The organism is Polynucleobacter sinensis, from assembly GCF_001595985.1.
Taxonomy (GTDB): domain Bacteria; phylum Pseudomonadota; class Gammaproteobacteria; order Burkholderiales; family Burkholderiaceae; genus Polynucleobacter; species Polynucleobacter sinensis.
Genome location: NZ_LOJJ01000018.1, coordinates 103,483 through 121,682, shown reverse-complemented (window position 1 = coordinate 121,682; position 18,200 = coordinate 103,483). Strand labels below are relative to the sequence as shown.

The following is an 18,200-nucleotide window of genomic DNA, read 5'->3' as shown; positions in this document are numbered from 1 at the left end:
TATATGGATCGCAGAAATTTCTTAAGAATGGTGCCGTTGATTAGCCTGTCGCCGCTTGAGGCCTTCTCTCAAGCAGGCTATCCTGACAAACCCATCAAAACCATCTCCGCCTACGCTGCCGGAGGTGGCCCTGATGTTCAGCTCCGACAAGTTGCACCTTATTTAGGTGAAGCCCTAAAGCAGCCGATCATTGTTGAAAATAAAGTAGGTGCCGGAGGGGTATTAGCCACCCAGTTTGTCGCTCAATCAGCGCCTGATGGATACACCTTACTGCTTGGCTCGAATATTCAGTTGATCCAAAAAATCATGAAGCCAGAACTCTCAATCAACCCATTAAGCGAGTTCATCCCCATTAGTAATATGTACTCATCACCCACTGTAATGGTCGTCTCAAATGACTCCCCATACAAGAAGATTGAGGATATTATTGCCGCAGCAAAAGCAAATCCTGGAACTATGAATTACAGCTCGGGAGGCATTGGCACCTCAGCCCATATCGCGGGAGCAACGTTTGTAGCCCTAAATAATCTCAAAATTACACACATCCCTTTAAAGGGGTCTGTTGAAATTGCAGCCTCACTCCTGCGTGGAGATACACAATTTGCCTTTCCAATTGCAGGCACAGGTGTTCCCTTGGTCAAGGGCGGAAAGTTACGCGCCTTAGCCGTGACAAGTAAAAATCGCCTAGCGCAATTGCCTGATGTACCTACCCTAAATGAAATCATGAAAAATGAGCTCACCATTCAGGAGTCTTGGTTTGGTATGTGGGCCCCCATCAAAACTCCTGCAGAGCGAATCAATATCTTGTTCCAAGGAATCTCTAAAGCCCTTGCTACTCCGGCTTTAAAAACAGCTTATGAAGACGCTGGAAATATTGTTACCCCCAGCCAAAGCCCACAAGCATTTGCCAGTTATATGAATAGCGAAAATAAAAAATGGGCTGAAATTATTCGCTTAACTGGCATTAGCGCAGAGTAATCCAATATGACGGCATCACTACAGGGAGTCCGCATAATTGACATGTCTCATGTCATCGCTGGACCATTGGCATCCTACTTCTTGGCTCAACTTGGAGCGGATGTCATCAAGATAGAAAAGCCCGGTTCAGGCGATGTATTGCGTGCCAATACAGAAAATCCAACAACTGATACTCCTACAGGATTTTCGGCATTCAATGCTGGCAAAAAGTCCTTAGCAATTGATATCCGAACACCAGAGGGTGCTGAAGCGATTCGAGCCTTGGCGCAAAATGCCAATGTCTTTATTGAAAATTTTCGCCCTGGCATTGTAAAAAAGTATGGCCTCGATTATGAGTCCATTAAAAAAATTAATCCAAAAATTGTCTATTGCTCCATCTCAGGATATGGTCAAAAAGGACAGTGGGCAACCAGAGGTGGATACGATCAAGTCATACAGGCCCTTACCGGGATGATGATGATGTCCGGACCTGAAAATGACACCGACCCAACTAAGGTTGGCTTCCCTGTCATTGATGTTGCCGTAGGGATGCTTGGCGCCCTTTCCATCACCTCTGCAATCTATCGCCAATCCACTCAAGGGGTTGGTCAATACATAGAGACCTCGCTCATACAAGCAGCATTGATGCTGATGTACCCATACACAACCGACTATCTCACCGATAAGAAAGTGTCAAAGCGCTTAGGCAACAAAGGGTATAGCGGAAGCCCTGCATCTGATGCATTTAAATGTGATGATGGCTGGATTTCCACTGCAGCGAATACCCCAACTCAATTTAAAAAAATGATGCATCTATTAAATTTAGATGCCATCTGCAATGATGCTGAACTAATAGATCTAAATGCCTTTAATGCAAAAAATGGTGGATTTGTTGTCGCAAAAGATCCCGCCTTAGTTAAGAAAAAAATTCAGGATGCTCTCCTAAGTAAATCTGCCACCAACCTCGAAGAACAATTGAATGCAATCGGCGTACCTGCCGCCAAGGTTCGCACTCTAGCTGAATTCTTAGACGAACTTTCCACAAATGATAAGGTCTCTATTCCGCTGCATACATTTAAGCAGACTAATAAAACCATTAAAACCGCAGGGCTAGGCTTTACTTTGGATGATGGGTCTCAAATAAATAATGCCCCTAGCCCAAGACTAGGCGAACACACTATAGAAATTCTTAAAAACATCGGCCTGAGTGAGCTCCAAATCAGCAAGATGTTAGATGCAAATATTCTGAAATAGTGATCTGAAAATATGTTTATATTTTCAAAAAAATAATATTCTAACCACCCTTTTCATCTACAGCATCGCACCATAGCTCCGCTAACTCACTAATTACCAGCAAATAAATCCGCTAATGCCTAAGGCAACCAATAATCTGGGAATAGACTTACCGCTCCTCTTACATTCTATTTGGCATATCGCTTATCAAAATCCCAAATCTCTGGAAAACCAATCAATTCATTAAATTTTGCAAAAGGATAAAGATCAAGAGATTTGTCCAAGTCTCCACCCTCCCTCAAGCAAGAGTACGATTTTTCCAAAGAACGAGCAGCCGCTAAAAATCCTGTAACAGGGTGAATTGCAATGGCATAACCGATCTCTTGCAATTGACGAGCAGGCAGCATAGGCGTTCTCCCGCCAGGCACTAAATTAGCCAATGTTGGCTTATTCACGCTATCGCAAATCTTTTTCATCTCCTCTTCCGATTCTGGTGATTCAACAAAAATAATGTCCGCACCGGCATCCGCATAAAGCTGCGCCCGCTCAATAGCCTCATCAATACCCAAACTCGAGCGCGCATCCGTTCTAGCCACTATCAAGAACTCATCACTCTTTCGCGAGTCACATGCAACCTGAATTTTCTGAACCATATCTTCAGCTGGAATTACTTTTCGCCCGGGAGTGTGACCACATTTTTTTGGGAACTCTTGATCCTCTAATTGAATTGCGGCGATACCTGCTTTTTCGTAACCCTTAACTGTATTGGCAACATTTAATAGTCCACCATAGCCTGTATCAGCATCAGCAATAATAGGCGTCGTAGTTAATTCTGAAAATCTTGAAATACGATTAAGCATATCCGTGTAGGTTGCCAGCCCCGCATCCGGGATTCCCATATAAGATGCAACAGTTCCATACCCAGTAACATATAAAGCGCCAAATCCCATCTGATCAGCAATAAGCGCAGAGATCATGTCATAAATACCTGGCGCCACAATCATGTCACCGCTAGTAATCACTTGTTTCAAGCTCTGCTTTTTCATTTTTTATCTTTTTTGTTCCACTTAATCTTTGCCTTTATTTCGCACCAAGTAAAGCATTTTTTGCTGCATAAATATGGGCACTCATAACGCTCCTAGCCCAAGAGCCATCTCGGGCCATTAGCGCATCTATTAACTCCCTGTGATGCTGAAGACTACGCTGTAATTCCCTTTCCGAATAACTACGAAAGGTTTTGTGAATAATTGGTGCCTCAATAGCGCCCGCTAACATAGCCATTAAGCGATCATTTCTTCCCGCCTTGGCAATGATTTGATGAAATTCTCGATTCAATGCAGAAATATCACTTAAGACATCCTTTGGCTGGGTAGCAACAACTCTCTCTATTTGATCTTGAATGGATTGAAGTTGCTCGATCTCCTGATCAGAGATTTTGCATGCTGATAAATCAGCTATCTCCCCCTCGATTAGGGCGCGCAGATCAAATAATTCTCGAATCTGCTCTACCGTCCACTCCCTAACAACGGTGCCACTATTGGGGGTAAAAACTAAAAAGCCATCAGAAGCCAACATTCGCATAGCCTCACGAACGGGAGTGCGCGATGAACTGAACTCCTTAGCAACATTCTGCTCAACTATCCGCATTCCCGGGGGATAGTGGCCATCGACGATGCACTCTTTTACTTGACTGTAGATGCGGGATGCAGTTGTTTCCATATTTTCTATTGTATACAAATATTACATAATTATTCATTAAATCGTATTTAAATGGATATATTGTGCACAATTATGCTATATTTTTCCTCATAAGAAATTTCAGAAATAAGGAGACATATGCCAAAAATCCTCAAACCCAGCGCAAATCACGCGAATACCCACGATGCGGTGACAACAGAAAAACTTAAGGCAGATGCCACAGAAATTCTGAATGTTCTTAGTAATGGTGGCGTTGCGGTCATCGGTCTTGATGTTGCATACGCTGTTATTGGCAGCAAAGAAAACGCTATCAAAAGAATTTTTCAAGCCAAGAATCGAAGCTACGAAAAGCCAAGCGGATTCTTTTCCAACTGGAAAATTAGCAATGAAATCCATGTGCTACCAAATGAAAAGCGAGGGATGATTCAGGAGATTATTGAGCGAGAAAAGCTTCCATTCTCCGTTGTTGCCCCCTTCAATCCCAGCCATCCCTTCTTCAAGAATGTAGACCCATTTGTACTCCAGAATTCAACAAAATCCGGAACCATCGACATGCTTCTGAATGCAGGAGTACTACATGATGAACTTGTAAATCAATCATGGGAGATGGGGATGCCAGTTTTTGGCTCCTCAGCCAACACCTCTCTCATGGGAAGCAAATACCGCGCCGATGATATTGAAGCGGAAGTACTTAATGCCGTTGACTTGATAGCAGACTATGGACTATCCAAGTACCACAACACCCTGGGTAGATCGAGCACCATTATCGACTTTAGTGACTTTTCTGTTATTCGCGTGGGCGTGATGTTTGAGGAACTCAAAAAAGCATTTAAGGATCGATTCAATATCACCCTTCATTCCACAATTTAGCGCAAGGTTACATATGAAAAATTTCATTCGCTATCAATTAAAAAATTTAGTTGTCGCTCTATTTGCCATCAGCTCCTGGCCCATCGTCAGCGCACAGACTCAAGTTAATTATCCAGATAGGCCAATTAAATTTATAGTTCCATACGCCGCTGGTGGAGGCACTGATAGTTTTGCAAGGTTTTCCGCACTTGAGTTAAGTAGGCAAATTGGCCAGCCAGTCATCGTGGATAACGTAGTCGGCGCTGCTGGCATGGTTGCTGGATCCATGGTTGCAAAAGCAGCGCCCGATGGTTACACAATCCTAGTAGATCAAGCGTCAATTGCCACCAATCCACTACTCTACGATAAGGTTCCCTTCGACTTAAAGAAGGATCTTGAGCCCGTCATGCTCGGTGTAGCATTGGACAATATCTTAGTGGTCAATCCTGGATTGCCAGCAAACAATATAAATGAACTCATTATGCTAGCCAAAAGTCAACCTGGCATACTCAATTATGCCTCCACTGGTATTGGGTCTCCACAGCATCTAGCAATGGAAATATTTAAGGATAAGACCGGCACCAATATTGTCCACATCCCCTATAAAGGCGGAAGCCCTGGAATTGTGGCTACGAGCTCAAATGAAGTACAAATGTTTCTAATTAGCGTATCAACCGCTCTACCATTTATCAAATCAGGAAAGGTTCGCGCCCTTGGAAATGGGGGCTTAAAGCGCTCCCCACTACTACCCGAGGTTCCAGCAATCGCTGAAACATTACCAGGATTTCAGAGCACAAATTGGTTAGCCTTCTTTGCACCAGCAGGCACTCCAAAACCTATCATACAAAAACTCAACAATGCATTGCAAAAGGCATTTACAAGTCCAACCCTAATAGAGCAATTTAAGCAACAGGGAATGATTGTGCTTGGCGGTCCACCCTCGGAGTTAACTAATACCATCAATCGAGATACCGCATATTTCGGAAAAATCATCAAATCCGCAGGCATTAAGGCAGATTAATTTCGCACACTTCGTAAAATCTTGAAGCAAAAGCCACCTTTTAAGGTGGCTTTTTCATTCGCGGCATCGTCATAAACCTTTGCACCATAAGAATCAAGGGCAGTGGCAGCAGCATTGTTAACAGCTATTCGCTTTAAGGCTAATTCGCTAACTGACATTTATAGAGATAATCGCCCCTAAAGCAGAAACTGCGAAATTCGACAAAATTAGGCGCCTAAACCCTTAACCATGCTGCCATCCACTATTCAAACCATCTTTCTACTTTATAGCGGACTAAGCTTTGCTGCCGCCATTTTGATTGGGGCCCTATTCTGGAAGAAAAATGACTTGTCGGCGAAATTATGGATCTATGGCTGCTTATTAACCTCCATTGCTACATCTGTTACTGTATTTAGAGCTGAAATTCCCTTAGTCATCAGCTATAGCCTCATGGTTTCTTTGGAAACCTTATCCATATTTATCTTTAGTGAATCCCTGGGTAGACTCTCCCCAACTCAGCCCAATAGAAGAATGAGCTGGCTCACTCCGACTGCGCCATTAATACTTTTCTTGCTGGTTGAACTTCTCAGGCACGAGGCTCAAGGGCAAGTTACCTCTGAAATTTCGGCCCTATCCACTTTCATGTTTGGTATTGCTAATATATTTTGCGTATATCAAGCAAGAAAAACTGCTAAAGAATTCTCCAACAGAATCTTCTTTAACTTTTTGGCAATCGTCTTTGCGCTAGCAAGTTTTCTGTACTTCATGAGAGTAATCAACGTCTTCTCTGGCTATAGCGGATTCACCTTTGACCTCAAAACATATAACTTAGTCATTTGGTTTGCTCTATCACTCCTCAACTCCATTCGGAACTTAACTTATATTGTTTTAAGACTCCATTTAGGGTTTAGCGAGCACAGTAGACTCAATAATATGAATTTGCGACTCTCTAATGCACTAGATGAGCGCAACGAAATGATTATGTCATTGCAAAAACTCAATCGACATGCTTCCGTTAACGCTTTAGCCTCAACCATCTCTCACGAAATCAATCAACCTCTAGCTGCAACTCGGCTCAATGCGCAATTTGCAGAGATGAAGCTTCAATCAGATCCGAGCGATACAGTCATATTAAAAGAGATCATAAAAAATATATTGGATGACATTAATAGAGCCTCAAATATTGTCAAAAATTTATCAAGGCTTGCATCAAATAAGAGAAATTACTCATCAAAAGTGAGCCTACTTGAATCCATTAATGAAGTCATCGAAATATCCAAAAGTAAATTACGAGCTTCAAAAATAGATTTAGAGCTCAATTTAGTCACAGATTACCAAATTCAAATCAATATGAGTGAATGGCAGCAGGTGCTTATTAACTTGCTCAATAATGCCGTGGAAGCCTTAGATGAGAGCAGTATCGAACGGAAAAAAATTACGATTTCTATAGCCAGAGAGTTAGATTCAATCACAATATCCATTCAAGATAATGGGCATGGAATTAGAGATGGGCAAGAGTCTAAAATTTTCGAACTACTAGTTAGCAATAAAGAGGCAGGCTCTGGAATTGGATTATGGCTATCTAAAAATATTATGAATCGATTTGGCGGAGATATTGTGGCCAAAAATAGCCCTAGCGGTGGCGCATGCTTCACCATCACGGTACCAGCTGCATAAAGCTCTGTAGAATGTGAGGGATACCCTCTAAACCCAAAACCGCAACCGCAGTGCATCTTCCAAAAAATATGTTCATTGCAGTAAATACCAAGAGTCAGCTTCAATATTGCAGATCATGAATCTCAAGCTATTGATTGCATTCACATCGCTCTTATTGGTGAGTACATTTTCATGGGCCAATGAAAATGAAGATAAATTTTCAAGCTACTTTCAAAATGTATCTGGCGAGTATTCCAGAGACCATATTTTAGAATTTTGGGGCTACCATGACTCAGATGGCGCTCAAAACTATCTAGACACCATTCGACTTCGCTACTATCAGCCTTTAGATTTCGAGCAATTTAAGGGCACTCTTCGATTAGATACTGCTTATGTAGCGCCTTATGGCCCAAGTACGGCCAATAGCTCTCCAGGTCAATATAGCGCCGGAAATACTATGCTCACTTTTTGGGGCAATCATCCCAATTTTCTTCCAAGCTGGGGTGCTAATTTGGGAGCTCGAGTTGTCTTTCCATTTGGCAACCATGGTCAATGGGCCATCGGACCTCAAGTTGGAGCTAGCTTTAGGCCTAGCGGAGAAAACCCATTAAAAATATCCGACTTCTCACCACTAGCCAGATATATGTATGGATTCGATCCCAAGAATAATTCCATGCAAATAAACCCAAACCAACCGCCCCTTATCAGAAATCTACAACTTTTCCCCACATTAGGGTTTCAACTATCACCCAGCACACAATTGCGCCTTTGGGATGAGAACGGCATAGTCTATAACTCTGCAGGTGGGGGATGGTTTGTACCCCTAGATGGCATGGTTACTCACCGTTTAACAAAGAACCTCCTGTTTGCCGTTGGCGCCAGCAAGCAGGTAATTCAAACTTACAACCAATATAACTGGTCTGTTTACGGCAAGATCTCTCTTAATTTTTAGTATCATCAATCTACCGAGCCCCCTCCAAGGAAAACCTATGAAAACACACATTTCTTTACTCGCTGCGAGCGTACTTCTCACCGCCTCAGTTGGCGCCTATGCTGCAGAAAAAATTCCCGTCTTGAGCACAAAGGAGCTTGTGGATGTATGCAAATTTCCTTCAAGCCCAGAGTCACGTAGTTTTTGTATAGGCTACACAACGGCAATTTATGACACTTATCTGGCTACGCGCCACCCACAACGTGCAAAACCTTATATCTGTGTAAAACAGCCCGCACCAAAACGTGACGAAGTCATTGCAGATTATGTTCAGTTCGCCCAATCCACTCCGCAGTTAAGCAATGAACCAGCATCAGGTACGGTATTGGGATTCTTAGCCATGCGCTTTCCTTGTGGAAAAAAATAATTACATCATTTAGACGCTTCTATCTAAACCAACATTAGGATCACCTCATATGAAAAAAATTATCACTATTACTGTTGCCACCATAGCAATTGCAGGCTGCTCCAACATGAGCAATACCGAGCAACGTACTTTATCTGGCGCCGGCATTGGTGCGGCGGCTGGCGCAGTAGGCACCGCCATTTTCCACGGCAATCCCATTTGGGGCGCAGTGGGTGGTGCGGCTGTTGGTGCGGCCTCTGGTTATGCTTATGATGCATATAAGAAAAATCAAGCTGCGGAATATAACGCCGGCTACAACGCTGGAAAAAATAATCAGCCAGCTAAAGCACCAAATTAATTAGACTTTAATTACTTGCTCCAAATAAAAATACCAACCCACAGGTTGGTATTTTTATTTCTACCTAACAACAATTTCGACATCTATAAAAGATGGCCTGTCTTTACAAATATGGTGCAGCCTTCCTTGCTAAATGGTTGATGCAAGCTCATATGAGGACTTCGGATCCAGGATCCCGCTGGATAGCGTCCATGCTCGTCTTCAAACACCCCATCAATCACAAAAATTTCCTCGCCGCCGTAATGCCTATGTGGATTAAAGTAAGTTTGAGGAGCCCATCGCACCAGGGTAGAACCTGAGCCTTGCCTCATGAGGGGCATAACTGTCAATCCTGGAACCATACCCTGAAACCACTCTGCAGAGTTAGTGTCAACCACCTCTCGCTCAATCTGGTCAGAGCCAAGATGCCTTAACTTTACAAAAAGTGTGCAACCTGACTTACTAAATGGAGCATGCGTTGACCCTGGCGGATTCATAATATAAGTACCAGCTGGGTAATCACCCGTCTCATCACTGAACGTACCATCTAGAACAAATATTTCCTCTCCATACTCATGCACATGGGCATGAAACCGAGAGCCTGGTTGATAGCGAACCACAGAGGTAGCTTTGGCAAGCTCATCACCGATACGCTCTAGCATGCGCCTCTCTACCCCAGACTCGGGGCTGGAAATCCAAGGCAAATCATGGTGACTGGTTACGACTCGCTGACTATAGTCAGAATGAATGTTCATCTATCTTGCCTTGAACCAACTCAATTCAGCTCAAATCCAATTTTCTGACGCAAGGTGGCTGCACTTTCTCCCACAAGCATCTTCGCAAAATCAAAGGCCAGCTGAGGATTTTGAGCTGCAGAACAAACCCCCAAGCAATAGTCAGTAGCCAATTCAAATTCTTTTGGAAGCATTCCAATCAACTGAACACCAGGGGTAATATTAATTTCAGTCACTTGGGTGCTTCCAATCAATCCTGATTCGGAGGATGCGGCCATTGCAGCCATTGCAGTTGCGCCATTTGGAAAAATTCGCAACTCCTTCTCCTTAACCTTCTCAAGACCTAATTGTTTTAAGACGTTATAAACGTGAATACCTGCGGTTGCTTTTTCTGGATCCGGAAAATAAATTCCGTGTGCTTGACTAAATGCATTGAACAACTCCTCCCGAGTCGCAATTTTAGGAACTGGGTCCCCAGTCTTTATCGCCACTCCAGTACGAACAATACCCAAAGAAGCTAATGAATCCTCGATTACCTGACCCCCCTTCATTAACCCCTCCACCATAGCTCTAGTTAATATCACTAGATCACATGGCTCACCCGCCAACAGGAGATCGCGCATTGCACCAACGGCGCTAAAGTTAGCGTGTATCTGGCAAGAATACTTTTTCTCAAACTCCCCCTGAAGCCCCTGCACAACGCCAGCAGCGGCGCCTCCACTTAAAATCGATAATTTCATACTATGCTTTCAAAATAATATTTACACCAAAATATCAGTTACTGCGCTTTGATGCCGGCAGTTTTAACAATATTTGCCCACTTCTGAATATCCGCATTCAAGTAAGCAGTAAATTGACTAGGGTTCATGATTAGCGCTGTGGCACCCTGCTTAGCCCACAACTCTTGCACCTCTGGATTACGCTGAATTTTGACTATGGCTTTATTCAGTGAGTCAACTATATCCTTAGGAGTTCCAGCAGGCGCCATGATCCCTAACCAAATTGATGTTTCAAATTTAGGAACACCAGATTCAGCAATGGTGGGGACGTTTGGCAAAATCGTTGAGCGTGTTAAACCCGTAGTCCCCATTGCCCGAACTTGATTTGATTTGACATATTCCGACATCGTTGTGACGGCATCAAACATCATATTTACTTGACCGCCCAAAACATCCGTTCTAGCGCCCGAACTTCCTTTATAGGGTACATGTAAGATTTTGACGCCTGCCATCGAATTAAAAAGTTCGCCAGCAAAATGGTAAGGGGTGCCAGTGCCAGAAGAAGCGTAGGTCAATGCATTTGGATTCGCTTTAGCATATTGAATCAACTCCCCTAAATTCTTGTAAGGAAGCGATGGGTTGATGACGAGCACTAAGTCTGAGTAATTGATCGGTGCAACCGCAACAAAGTCACGCATTAAATTAAACGGCTTATTCTCAACAAGGGATTCATTTACCGTCTGAGTATTGGACATCATCAATAGGGTGTATCCATCAGGAGCTGACTTTGCGACAAAGTCGGTTCCAATAATGGAACCTGCGCCTGGTTTGTTTTCTACAACAAATGGCGATTTAAATTCATCCCCAAGGCGTTGCGCAATAAAGCGTGCGTAGTTGTCAGCTGGGCCACCAGCTGCAAACGGCACAATAATTTTGACAGGCTTATTGGGGTAAGTTTGAGCAAGACAGGGTAAGGCAATTGCAAGGAAAAGAAATATTGCTGACTTTATAAATTTCATTTACGTCTCCAATTTTCACTGGGTCTCTTGGCTAAGAACCCTATTTTTATTAACTTCTAGCCCTCAATGTATCACGATCATTTTGAAGTTGTTTACACCCCTTTTTGATCAGCCTAGGAAGCGCAGAACCTCTATAAGCTAGCGCTTATAAAAGCTGAGAGTGACCTCACCTAGGTGAATACCAAACTTACTCATATCAGCCTTATTGAGCATTACTTTTGGAGAAACCAAGTACATCCAATCATCAAACTGGACGTTGTAGACGGTACCATCTACTGGTAGCGCTAGGGTATAGGACCAATTTAGCGCATTCCCTGCTGATGTACCATTTGCCTCACCCACCACATCATCCGCTCTCCCTATGTACTTGCCAGGGGAGACCTCTGTGATCGTCCAAACGCGCTTTTGCTTAGTACCATCAGAGTAATCAAAGCTTTCGTCCAAGGTACCAACCTTTTTGCCGTCAACAAGCTTCCAATTTGCTTGGATCAAAACGGTAAAGCGCTTAACCACCGAACCACTTCGATCAGTAAAAATTCCATACGCGTCAATTGTTCCTGAAAAATATTCACTAAGATCCAAGATAGGCTTCTCATTTGCATATTGACTTAACTGAGGCCCAGAGCAGCCCAGCAAAAAGGATGCGCAAAACGTAAAAGCAATGAATTTACCGATGAGATTTCTCATTGATTACAAGTCTCCTGAAAAAGTGGTGGCGGACAACTTTGTCCCAACAATTGCTCACGCAATTTAGGCGCGCTAGTTTTAGGATCTAGCCAAATTCCAAAAAACGCCTTTGGAAATTCGGCGCCTGAAATTTGGGCTAATGGCTTTCCTTCAAAGTAGAAAGTGGTTCCTTGCTTAGGCGCATAAATTGCAGTTAAATTCTGACCAGGTTCAACATTGGGCAGAAATGTCGCTAATTGCTTCCCCCAGTTTTGCGCCTGCGCCTCTGGAACTCCTAATTTCCTCATCTCCTCCACCGAGCGATCCGCAATAGCGGTACCGCTAAAGGATTTTCGATAACGTAAATCTAGGGCAAACTCCGTTGAATTCATATTGGAGGCTCGATAGAAAGCAGCATCATAAATATGAAATCCCCACCACGTTAATTTACCGCTACCCTGAAGCTTTGCTGTATTAAGGGCCGTATCAATGTATGCCAACTCCCGCGCAAATCCTGTGGAACTGAACAATGAAATAGATGCACAAAGCCACATGAAAAAGAATGTCGTTTTCATAATGCACTCCTCCCGCTTCCTCTATTGACTAAACGCAATGCCATCGGACCTAAAGCACGTGAAATAGCATGGCGATTTCTTGCAAATATCGTATAAGAAAACTGCACTAGTGGTTTAAGCATCTTCCTGGAAAAAAGCCAAGCTAGAAAAGGTAGGTTTGCCCTCCGATACGCCTCAGGAAATACTGCAGCGCCACTAATTAATACCCCATCAGCATACTGACCATACATGGCAGCCAAGGCCTGCTCACAAGATACTCCGGTTGCTAATGGGTCATAGAAATCCGAATTGATATCAATGAAATCAAGCAGTCCGGCTTGATTGCGCCCGGAAAGAAACAATATCTCCGCCTGGCACAAGGGACATGCGCCATCGTAAAACAAGGTTAATTTTTGAAGTTCTAAAGCCATCAAGCAAGTGTAAGACTTATTGAATAAACTGTTTGGAAGCACACCAACTTTGAAATCCACCTTGACCCTACTTCCAAGCCCTTTTCGCGCATTAGTCATAGGCTCTTCTGGCACTATTGGGGCAGCTTTTGTGGAACTCCTAAGCAATGACCCTGCGTGTGCAGGGGTTGTTGGGGTTCACCGCCACTCAGATCCAAGTCTTGATTATCAATATTCAGATTCAATCGAGGCCTGCGCGACCGCACTTGCCTCTCAGGGGCCGTTTCAATTCATTATCAACACAGTTGGGGTGCTGCATTCAGATAGCTGGATGCCTGAGAAGCGGTTAGAAGACTTAAATGCTGAGCAACTCTCAGAGCTCATGAAAATCAATACTATTGGTCCAGCCTTAACCATTCGTCACTTCTCAAAACTTCTCGACCCCAAAAGCAGCATCATGGTAACCCTCTCGGCCAAAGTGGGTAGCATTGAAGACAATCGACTTGGTGGTTGGTACAGCTACAGAGCATCTAAAGCCGCACTCAACATGATCATTAAAACCGCATCAATTGAGTTTGCCCGGACAAAATCCAACACAGCCTTAATCGCCATGCACCCAGGAACCGTTAACTCAAGGCTGTCAAAACCATTTCGAGGCGAACAAATTGGTAGACCCGCCAGTGTCGCAGCATCCGATATGTGGCGAGTCATTCAGAATCTAAAGTCAGAGGACTCAGGTAGCTTTCTAAGTTACTCAGGCGAAAATTTACCCTGGTGAAGGTCTAGTTAAACCCCATCAATTTGACTTAGAGCCCTTCTTTCGACATGCATCAGAGCAATATTTGACCGAATCCCAATTCTTGGCCCAAGACCTTCTCCAAACCATTTCTCGGTGACAAGCTACACAAATCTTGCTCGGCAAAAAACTTTTGTTACCTTTAAATGATGTTCCCATAAGCAACCCTAGAGATCATCCAAGTGGTTCAAAATATGCTGAGCATGTAGAACAATCGATGCCTGGTCTTCTTCGCTAATTCGCTTTAAGTTTGCTGTCATCAAACGGGTGCGAGGGCTTGCCTCAAACTGATCACGATGCTTAATGAGGAAATTCCAATAGAGATTTGTTACTGGGCAAGCCCTCTCGCCAAAGCGAATGTCAGGCTTATATTGGCACGCTTCACAGTAATTACTCATGCGCTTAATGTAGGCGCCGCTAGCAATGTATGGCTTACTAGTAAACCGTCCGCCATTAGCAAATAAAGCCATGCCCGCTGTGTTAGGAAGCTCCACCCACTCAATAGCGTCTACATAAATCGCCAAATACCAATCACACACCTCTGCCGGCAAAATTTCCGCAAGCAGTGCGAAGTTACCAGTAACCATCAACCTTTGAATGTGATGGGCATAGCCATACTGTAGAGTTTGACCAATAGCATCGGCCATGCAAGCCATTTGAGTTTGACCAGACCAGTACCACTTTGGCAATGATCTTTGATGATCGTAATAATTATCCTGAGCCATCTTTGGCATATCCAAGTAATACATACCTCTCACAAACTCTCGCCAACCCAAGATTTGACGTATAAATCCTTCGATCGTCGATAAATCTAGAGAGTATTTTTTCCAGGCAAGTAAAGCTGCGGCTATCACTTCACGAGGATTGAGCAACTTCAAATTAAGAGAGCTTGAGAGAATGGAATGCCAACCAAACGGAGTATCAGTCCACATTGCATCCTGAAAAATGCCAAAGTTTCTTAAGCGATATTCGACAAAGTAATGAAGCCCCTCCAGGGCCTCCTTACGTGTTACGGGCCAAGCAAACCTGTCTAATGACCCTGGGTGATTGGCATAAGCCTTCTGAACAAACGCAATCACCTCCTGCGTAATGGCATCGGGAGTAAATTCAACCGGCGCCTCAATTATTCCAGGCCCCTTTTTAGAATAAGGTTTGCGATTATCCTGATCAAAATTCCATTGCCCACCTTCAGGATTACCTTCAGCGTCTACTAAAATATGATGTCTTTTGCGCATCAAGCGATAAAAATATTCCAACCGTAGCTCTTTTTTATCTGCAACCCAATCGATAAACTCTGAGTGCGAACAAAAGAAATGATTATCTTCACGCATATCAAGCTCAATCTGCAACTCGCTTGCTAAGAGTTCAATTTGCTGCCTTAAGCGCCACTCCCCAGGCTCTGTACAAACTAAATGAGTAATGCCGCCTTTTCGGATCTCCTCCCTCAAAGATTCCACTATCGACAGCAGCGAATGCTCGATATAAATCACCGGATAGCCAAGGGCTTTTAAAGACTGCGAAAAATGCCTCATCGCGGATAAAAAAAGAGCAATTTTGGCTTTATGCGACCAAACGTGCTGAGCCTCGGGCGCCGATTCAATCATGATGACTTGATCGGTCTTAAAGTTAAAGTCTTTAAGAGTTGCGCTTTCTAGGTCTAGCTGATCGCCTAGCACCAAGACAAGTCTTTTGGGCACGCTCATTTATGCTTATATTGGGTTGGGCAATAAGCACGATCAACTAACTTGCTACGCAAGGCAACATGCTTAGTTACCCTTCCAGTCACCCGCTTACGCCATAACTCAAAGGAGCCACGCTTGAGCTCATGCCGCATTAATTGAATTACCTGAGATTCTGAGAGGCCAAACGATTTTTCGATCGCATCAAAGGGGGTTCGATCCTCCCAAGCCATTTCAATCAAGCGGGATATATCTGAAGCCGAGAGCAGTTTTGGGGAGAATTTTGACACCATGCAAGTTTAAGACTTTTTTACTAAACTGGTGCTAGCCCATTCATTGGGAAATGCATTTTTGACCAAGAGCGAGTATTTGAGTTTAAGCATCCCATGATTGGAAAAATTCGTCAGAAGCTCATTTCACTTGAGCCTAGTCTCCATTCAAAAATCCCAGACACAATCTGCCCTATCTGTGAACGCCCCATTCCAGAGGCACAAAAGGATGCGCATCACTTAATTCCTAAATCCAAAGGTGGAAAAACAACCGAATACCTTCACCGCATCTGTCATAGACAAATACACGCCCTCTTTAGTGAAAATGAGCTAGCTCGCGAATTCAATAACGCGTCGCACCTCAAGGAACATCCCGAGATGGCTAAATTTATCGCTTGGGTCAGAACTAAACCCCATCATTTTTATGAGAAGGTTCGAAAAAGCACGCGCTTGAAATAATAAATCCACGAAGCGGCCTGAGATTAAGGGCAAAAAAACACCAACCGAGGGGCTGGTGTTTTTAATGAGGAATCCACCCTCAAAAGAGAAGGCGGAGAAAACGGCATATTACAAAATCTGCTTTTTGCCATCTACCCAAGTCTCTTTCACCTTAATATTACGAATTTCCGCTGGGGGAGTCTTGCGTGGGTTCTTTTCGAGAATCACCAAGTCGGCTTGCTTACCAACTTCAAGGCTGCCAACAATATTGTCGGCAAAAATTTGATAGGCGGCATCAATGGTGACAGCACGAATAGCATCATCAACAGAAACGGATTGATCGGGCCCCAACACCTTTTGTGGAGGCAGTTGCCATAAACGCGTTACCTCTTCGCTAATGTAATTTAGAGGTCCAACATTAGAAACTGGGGTGTCGCTATGAAGCGTAAACTTTGCACCAGCGCGTTTAAAGTCGCCCGCAGGGTCAATACGCTTTGCGCGCTCTGGTCCAATAATATGATCATTAAAGGCAGCACCCCAATAATCTACGTGGCCAATAGTAAAACTTGGTACCACCCCCAACTGAACAGCCTTTTTCACCTGAGACTCATTATTCACCGTGAAATGCTCAATACGCAAACGACGCTCTTGCGGCTTAGGGTTGCCCGCCAACAGCTTGGAGTAACTACCAAGAGCCTGATCAATGGCCTTATCACCATTGGAGTGTGTAGAAATTTGCCAGCCTTGATCAAAGTAAGACTTCATGGAGGCATAAATATCAGCATCTTTGAAATTCAGAGCACCGGTCCACTTTGAATTTTTTGGATAGGTATAAGGATCTTTCAAAGCCGCAGTCAAACCTTGAGTTGAGCCATCAGAAATATATTTGATGCCAATGAAACGCAATTGGTCATCACCTTCATTGGGCTTAATGGCGTTATATCCAGCAGGTAAAGTTTCGCTGAATAAGTAACCGCGAACTCTAATAGGAGATTGATTCTTTGCAAAAATCGCCTTATAGATTGCAACTTCCTTATCAACGCCAAAATTACCGCCAACACTCATATCCGAGGCAGTTGTCACTCCTGTCGACGCAATTTTCTTCATTGTTCCCTGAATGGCGCCAAACAATTGGGCTTCAGTTGGATTGGGCATCTTTGCCATAAATGGCAAATAAGAAGGTGGCTCTACTAACTTACCAGTAAGCCTGCCTTTAGCATCCTTAACGAAAATACCGCCACCTGGGGGATTAGGCGTCTTATCAGTCACTCCCGCAAGCTCTAAAGCTTTATGATTCACATAGCCAATATGGCCAGATTGATTAACGATGAAAATGGGAACATCTTTAGATACCTGATCTAAATCGTCCGCAGTTAACTCTGCCATAAAAGGGCTTGTGCGCGACGGATCCACACCAAATCCAAACAGCCAACCTCCCTGTGGAATTGTTTTGAGGTGTGCCTTCATCTTTGCAATCAAGGTCGCCTTCGTGTCATAGGGCAATGTAAAGTTACTCAGGTTCAAACCCAAGCCCTCAAATACTGAAGTCACAATAATGTGGACATGTGGCTCTACGAAACCAGGCATTAGAGTCTGACCTTGCAGATCAATCACTTTGGTGGTGGCAGCCTGCCAATCTTTAGTCACAGCATCTTTTGAACCAACAGCTACGATCTTGCCGTTCTGAACTGCAAGCGCCTGAACTTCTTCGTTCTTCGCATTCACAGTAACAATAGGGCCGCCATAAAAAATAGTATCAGCATTGCCTTTGGCAAAAGTTATCGCGCACTGGGCCATTAATAATGTGGCCAGTAATTTTGGTGTGAATTTCATATCAATTCCTTAGTGA

At 43.7% G+C, this 18,200-nt stretch carries 23 protein-coding genes; 10 read left to right on the top strand and 13 right to left on the bottom strand.

Annotation, left to right across the window (positions count from 1 at the left end):
- Positions 1–3 precede the first annotated feature (3 nt).
- Together AOB49_RS10520 and AOB49_RS10515 are read left to right on the top strand one after the other, a co-directional pair.
- Positions 4–978 carry a Bug family tripartite tricarboxylate transporter substrate binding protein gene (locus AOB49_RS10520; RefSeq protein WP_062310869.1) on the top strand — a complete coding sequence of 325 codons (975 nt, stop codon included), beginning with the start codon at positions 4–6 and terminating at the stop codon, positions 976–978.
- 6 nt (positions 979–984) lie between these two features.
- On the top strand, positions 985–2,211 hold the full coding sequence (locus tag AOB49_RS10515) for a CaiB/BaiF CoA transferase family protein (RefSeq protein WP_062310867.1): 1,227 nt from the start codon (positions 985–987) through the stop codon (positions 2,209–2,211).
- Between the two features lie 167 nt (positions 2,212–2,378).
- Here the strand turns inward: AOB49_RS10515 and AOB49_RS10510 are convergent, their stop codons facing one another.
- Both AOB49_RS10510 and AOB49_RS10505 read right to left on the bottom strand, forming a co-directional pair.
- Complete coding sequence (locus AOB49_RS10510) at positions 2,379–3,236, bottom strand: isocitrate lyase/PEP mutase family protein (RefSeq protein WP_062310865.1); 858 nt, start codon at positions 3,234–3,236, stop codon at positions 2,379–2,381.
- 34 nt (positions 3,237–3,270) lie between these two features.
- Positions 3,271–3,909: a GntR family transcriptional regulator gene (locus AOB49_RS10505; RefSeq protein ID WP_062310863.1), complete on the bottom strand. Its 639-nt coding sequence runs from the start codon at positions 3,907–3,909 to the stop codon at positions 3,271–3,273.
- A 117-nt stretch (positions 3,910–4,026) separates the two neighbouring features.
- On the opposite strand from AOB49_RS10505, the gene AOB49_RS10500 reads away from it, so the two are divergent.
- Entirely contained in the window at positions 4,027–4,758 is a 732-nt protein-coding gene (locus AOB49_RS10500) for a Sua5/YciO/YrdC/YwlC family protein (protein WP_062310861.1), read from the top strand.
- A gap of 13 nt (positions 4,759–4,771) precedes the next feature.
- On the top strand, positions 4,772–5,758 hold the full coding sequence (locus AOB49_RS10495) for a Bug family tripartite tricarboxylate transporter substrate binding protein (protein WP_062310859.1): 987 nt from the start codon (positions 4,772–4,774) through the stop codon (positions 5,756–5,758).
- Here AOB49_RS10495 and AOB49_RS12105 read toward each other — a convergent pair.
- Positions 5,755–5,916 (bottom strand): hypothetical protein, encoded by a 162-nt coding sequence (locus AOB49_RS12105; RefSeq protein WP_156471414.1) that lies wholly within the window; start codon positions 5,914–5,916, stop codon positions 5,755–5,757. The genes AOB49_RS10495 and AOB49_RS12105 overlap by 4 nt on opposite strands.
- A gap of 70 nt (positions 5,917–5,986) precedes the next feature.
- Here AOB49_RS12105 and AOB49_RS10490 point away from each other — a divergent pair, with 70 nt between their 5' ends.
- From AOB49_RS10490 to AOB49_RS10475, 4 genes are all read left to right on the top strand, one after another.
- The gene (locus AOB49_RS10490) at positions 5,987–7,414 is read left to right on the top strand and encodes a sensor histidine kinase (RefSeq protein WP_062310857.1); all 1,428 of its coding nucleotides are present in this window, start codon (positions 5,987–5,989) and stop codon (positions 7,412–7,414) included.
- Positions 7,415–7,529: 115 nt separating this feature from the next.
- Positions 7,530–8,345 carry a hypothetical protein gene (locus AOB49_RS10485; RefSeq protein WP_216634738.1) on the top strand — a complete coding sequence of 272 codons (816 nt, stop codon included), beginning with the start codon at positions 7,530–7,532 and terminating at the stop codon, positions 8,343–8,345.
- Between the two features lie 37 nt (positions 8,346–8,382).
- Positions 8,383–8,751, top strand: a complete 369-nt coding sequence (locus AOB49_RS10480) for a Rap1a/Tai family immunity protein (protein ID WP_062310855.1) — start codon at positions 8,383–8,385, stop codon at positions 8,749–8,751.
- A gap of 49 nt (positions 8,752–8,800) precedes the next feature.
- The gene (locus tag AOB49_RS10475) at positions 8,801–9,088 is read left to right on the top strand and encodes a membrane lipoprotein lipid attachment site-containing protein (RefSeq protein ID WP_062310853.1); all 288 of its coding nucleotides are present in this window, start codon (positions 8,801–8,803) and stop codon (positions 9,086–9,088) included.
- 83 nt (positions 9,089–9,171) lie between these two features.
- Here AOB49_RS10475 and AOB49_RS10470 read toward each other — a convergent pair whose 3' ends face one another.
- From AOB49_RS10470 to AOB49_RS10445, 6 genes are all read right to left on the bottom strand, one after another.
- Complete coding sequence (locus AOB49_RS10470; RefSeq protein WP_062310851.1) at positions 9,172–9,822, bottom strand: cupin domain-containing protein; 651 nt, start codon at positions 9,820–9,822, stop codon at positions 9,172–9,174.
- A 20-nt stretch (positions 9,823–9,842) separates the two neighbouring features.
- On the bottom strand, positions 9,843–10,541 hold the full coding sequence (locus AOB49_RS10465) for a molybdate ABC transporter substrate-binding protein (protein ID WP_062310849.1): 699 nt from the start codon (positions 10,539–10,541) through the stop codon (positions 9,843–9,845).
- A 38-nt stretch (positions 10,542–10,579) separates the two neighbouring features.
- On the bottom strand, positions 10,580–11,539 hold the full coding sequence (locus tag AOB49_RS10460; RefSeq protein WP_062310847.1) for a tripartite tricarboxylate transporter substrate binding protein: 960 nt from the start codon (positions 11,537–11,539) through the stop codon (positions 10,580–10,582).
- A 138-nt stretch (positions 11,540–11,677) separates the two neighbouring features.
- Positions 11,678–12,226 carry a DUF3833 domain-containing protein gene (locus tag AOB49_RS10455; RefSeq protein ID WP_062310845.1) on the bottom strand — a complete coding sequence of 183 codons (549 nt, stop codon included), beginning with the start codon at positions 12,224–12,226 and terminating at the stop codon, positions 11,678–11,680.
- Positions 12,223–12,780, bottom strand: a complete 558-nt coding sequence (locus AOB49_RS10450; RefSeq protein WP_062310843.1) for a chalcone isomerase family protein — start codon at positions 12,778–12,780, stop codon at positions 12,223–12,225. The genes AOB49_RS10455 and AOB49_RS10450 overlap by 4 nt, the downstream gene beginning before the upstream one ends.
- Positions 12,777–13,190, bottom strand: a complete 414-nt coding sequence (locus AOB49_RS10445; RefSeq protein WP_062311322.1) for a thiol-disulfide oxidoreductase DCC family protein — start codon at positions 13,188–13,190, stop codon at positions 12,777–12,779. The genes AOB49_RS10450 and AOB49_RS10445 overlap by 4 nt, the downstream gene beginning before the upstream one ends.
- A gap of 19 nt (positions 13,191–13,209) precedes the next feature.
- Here AOB49_RS10445 and AOB49_RS10440 point away from each other — a divergent pair, with 19 nt between their 5' ends.
- The gene (locus AOB49_RS10440; protein WP_245640671.1) at positions 13,210–13,947 is read left to right on the top strand and encodes an SDR family NAD(P)-dependent oxidoreductase; all 738 of its coding nucleotides are present in this window, start codon (positions 13,210–13,212) and stop codon (positions 13,945–13,947) included.
- Between the two features lie 18 nt (positions 13,948–13,965).
- Here AOB49_RS10440 and AOB49_RS11940 read toward each other — a convergent pair whose 3' ends face one another.
- Genes AOB49_RS11940 through AOB49_RS10430 form a run of 3 tightly spaced genes read right to left on the bottom strand, consistent with a single transcriptional unit; the run spans position 13,966 to position 15,937 of the window.
- Positions 13,966–14,124 (bottom strand): DUF2256 domain-containing protein, encoded by a 159-nt coding sequence (locus AOB49_RS11940; RefSeq protein WP_082784151.1) that lies wholly within the window; start codon positions 14,122–14,124, stop codon positions 13,966–13,968.
- A gap of 8 nt (positions 14,125–14,132) precedes the next feature.
- The gene (locus AOB49_RS10435) at positions 14,133–15,668 is read right to left on the bottom strand and encodes a cryptochrome/photolyase family protein (protein WP_062310840.1); all 1,536 of its coding nucleotides are present in this window, start codon (positions 15,666–15,668) and stop codon (positions 14,133–14,135) included.
- Positions 15,665–15,937, bottom strand: coding sequence for a TIGR03643 family protein (locus AOB49_RS10430; RefSeq protein WP_062310838.1), 273 nt, complete (start codon positions 15,935–15,937; stop codon positions 15,665–15,667). The genes AOB49_RS10435 and AOB49_RS10430 overlap by 4 nt, the downstream gene beginning before the upstream one ends.
- 93 nt (positions 15,938–16,030) lie before the next feature.
- Here AOB49_RS10430 and AOB49_RS10425 point away from each other — a divergent pair, with 93 nt between their 5' ends.
- Entirely contained in the window at positions 16,031–16,372 is a 342-nt protein-coding gene (locus AOB49_RS10425; protein ID WP_062310836.1) for an HNH endonuclease, read from the top strand.
- A 108-nt stretch (positions 16,373–16,480) separates the two neighbouring features.
- Here the strand turns inward: AOB49_RS10425 and AOB49_RS10420 are convergent, their stop codons facing one another.
- Positions 16,481–18,184 (bottom strand): amidohydrolase, encoded by a 1,704-nt coding sequence (locus AOB49_RS10420; RefSeq protein WP_062310834.1) that lies wholly within the window; start codon positions 18,182–18,184, stop codon positions 16,481–16,483.
- Positions 18,185–18,200: the final 16 nt, after the last annotated feature.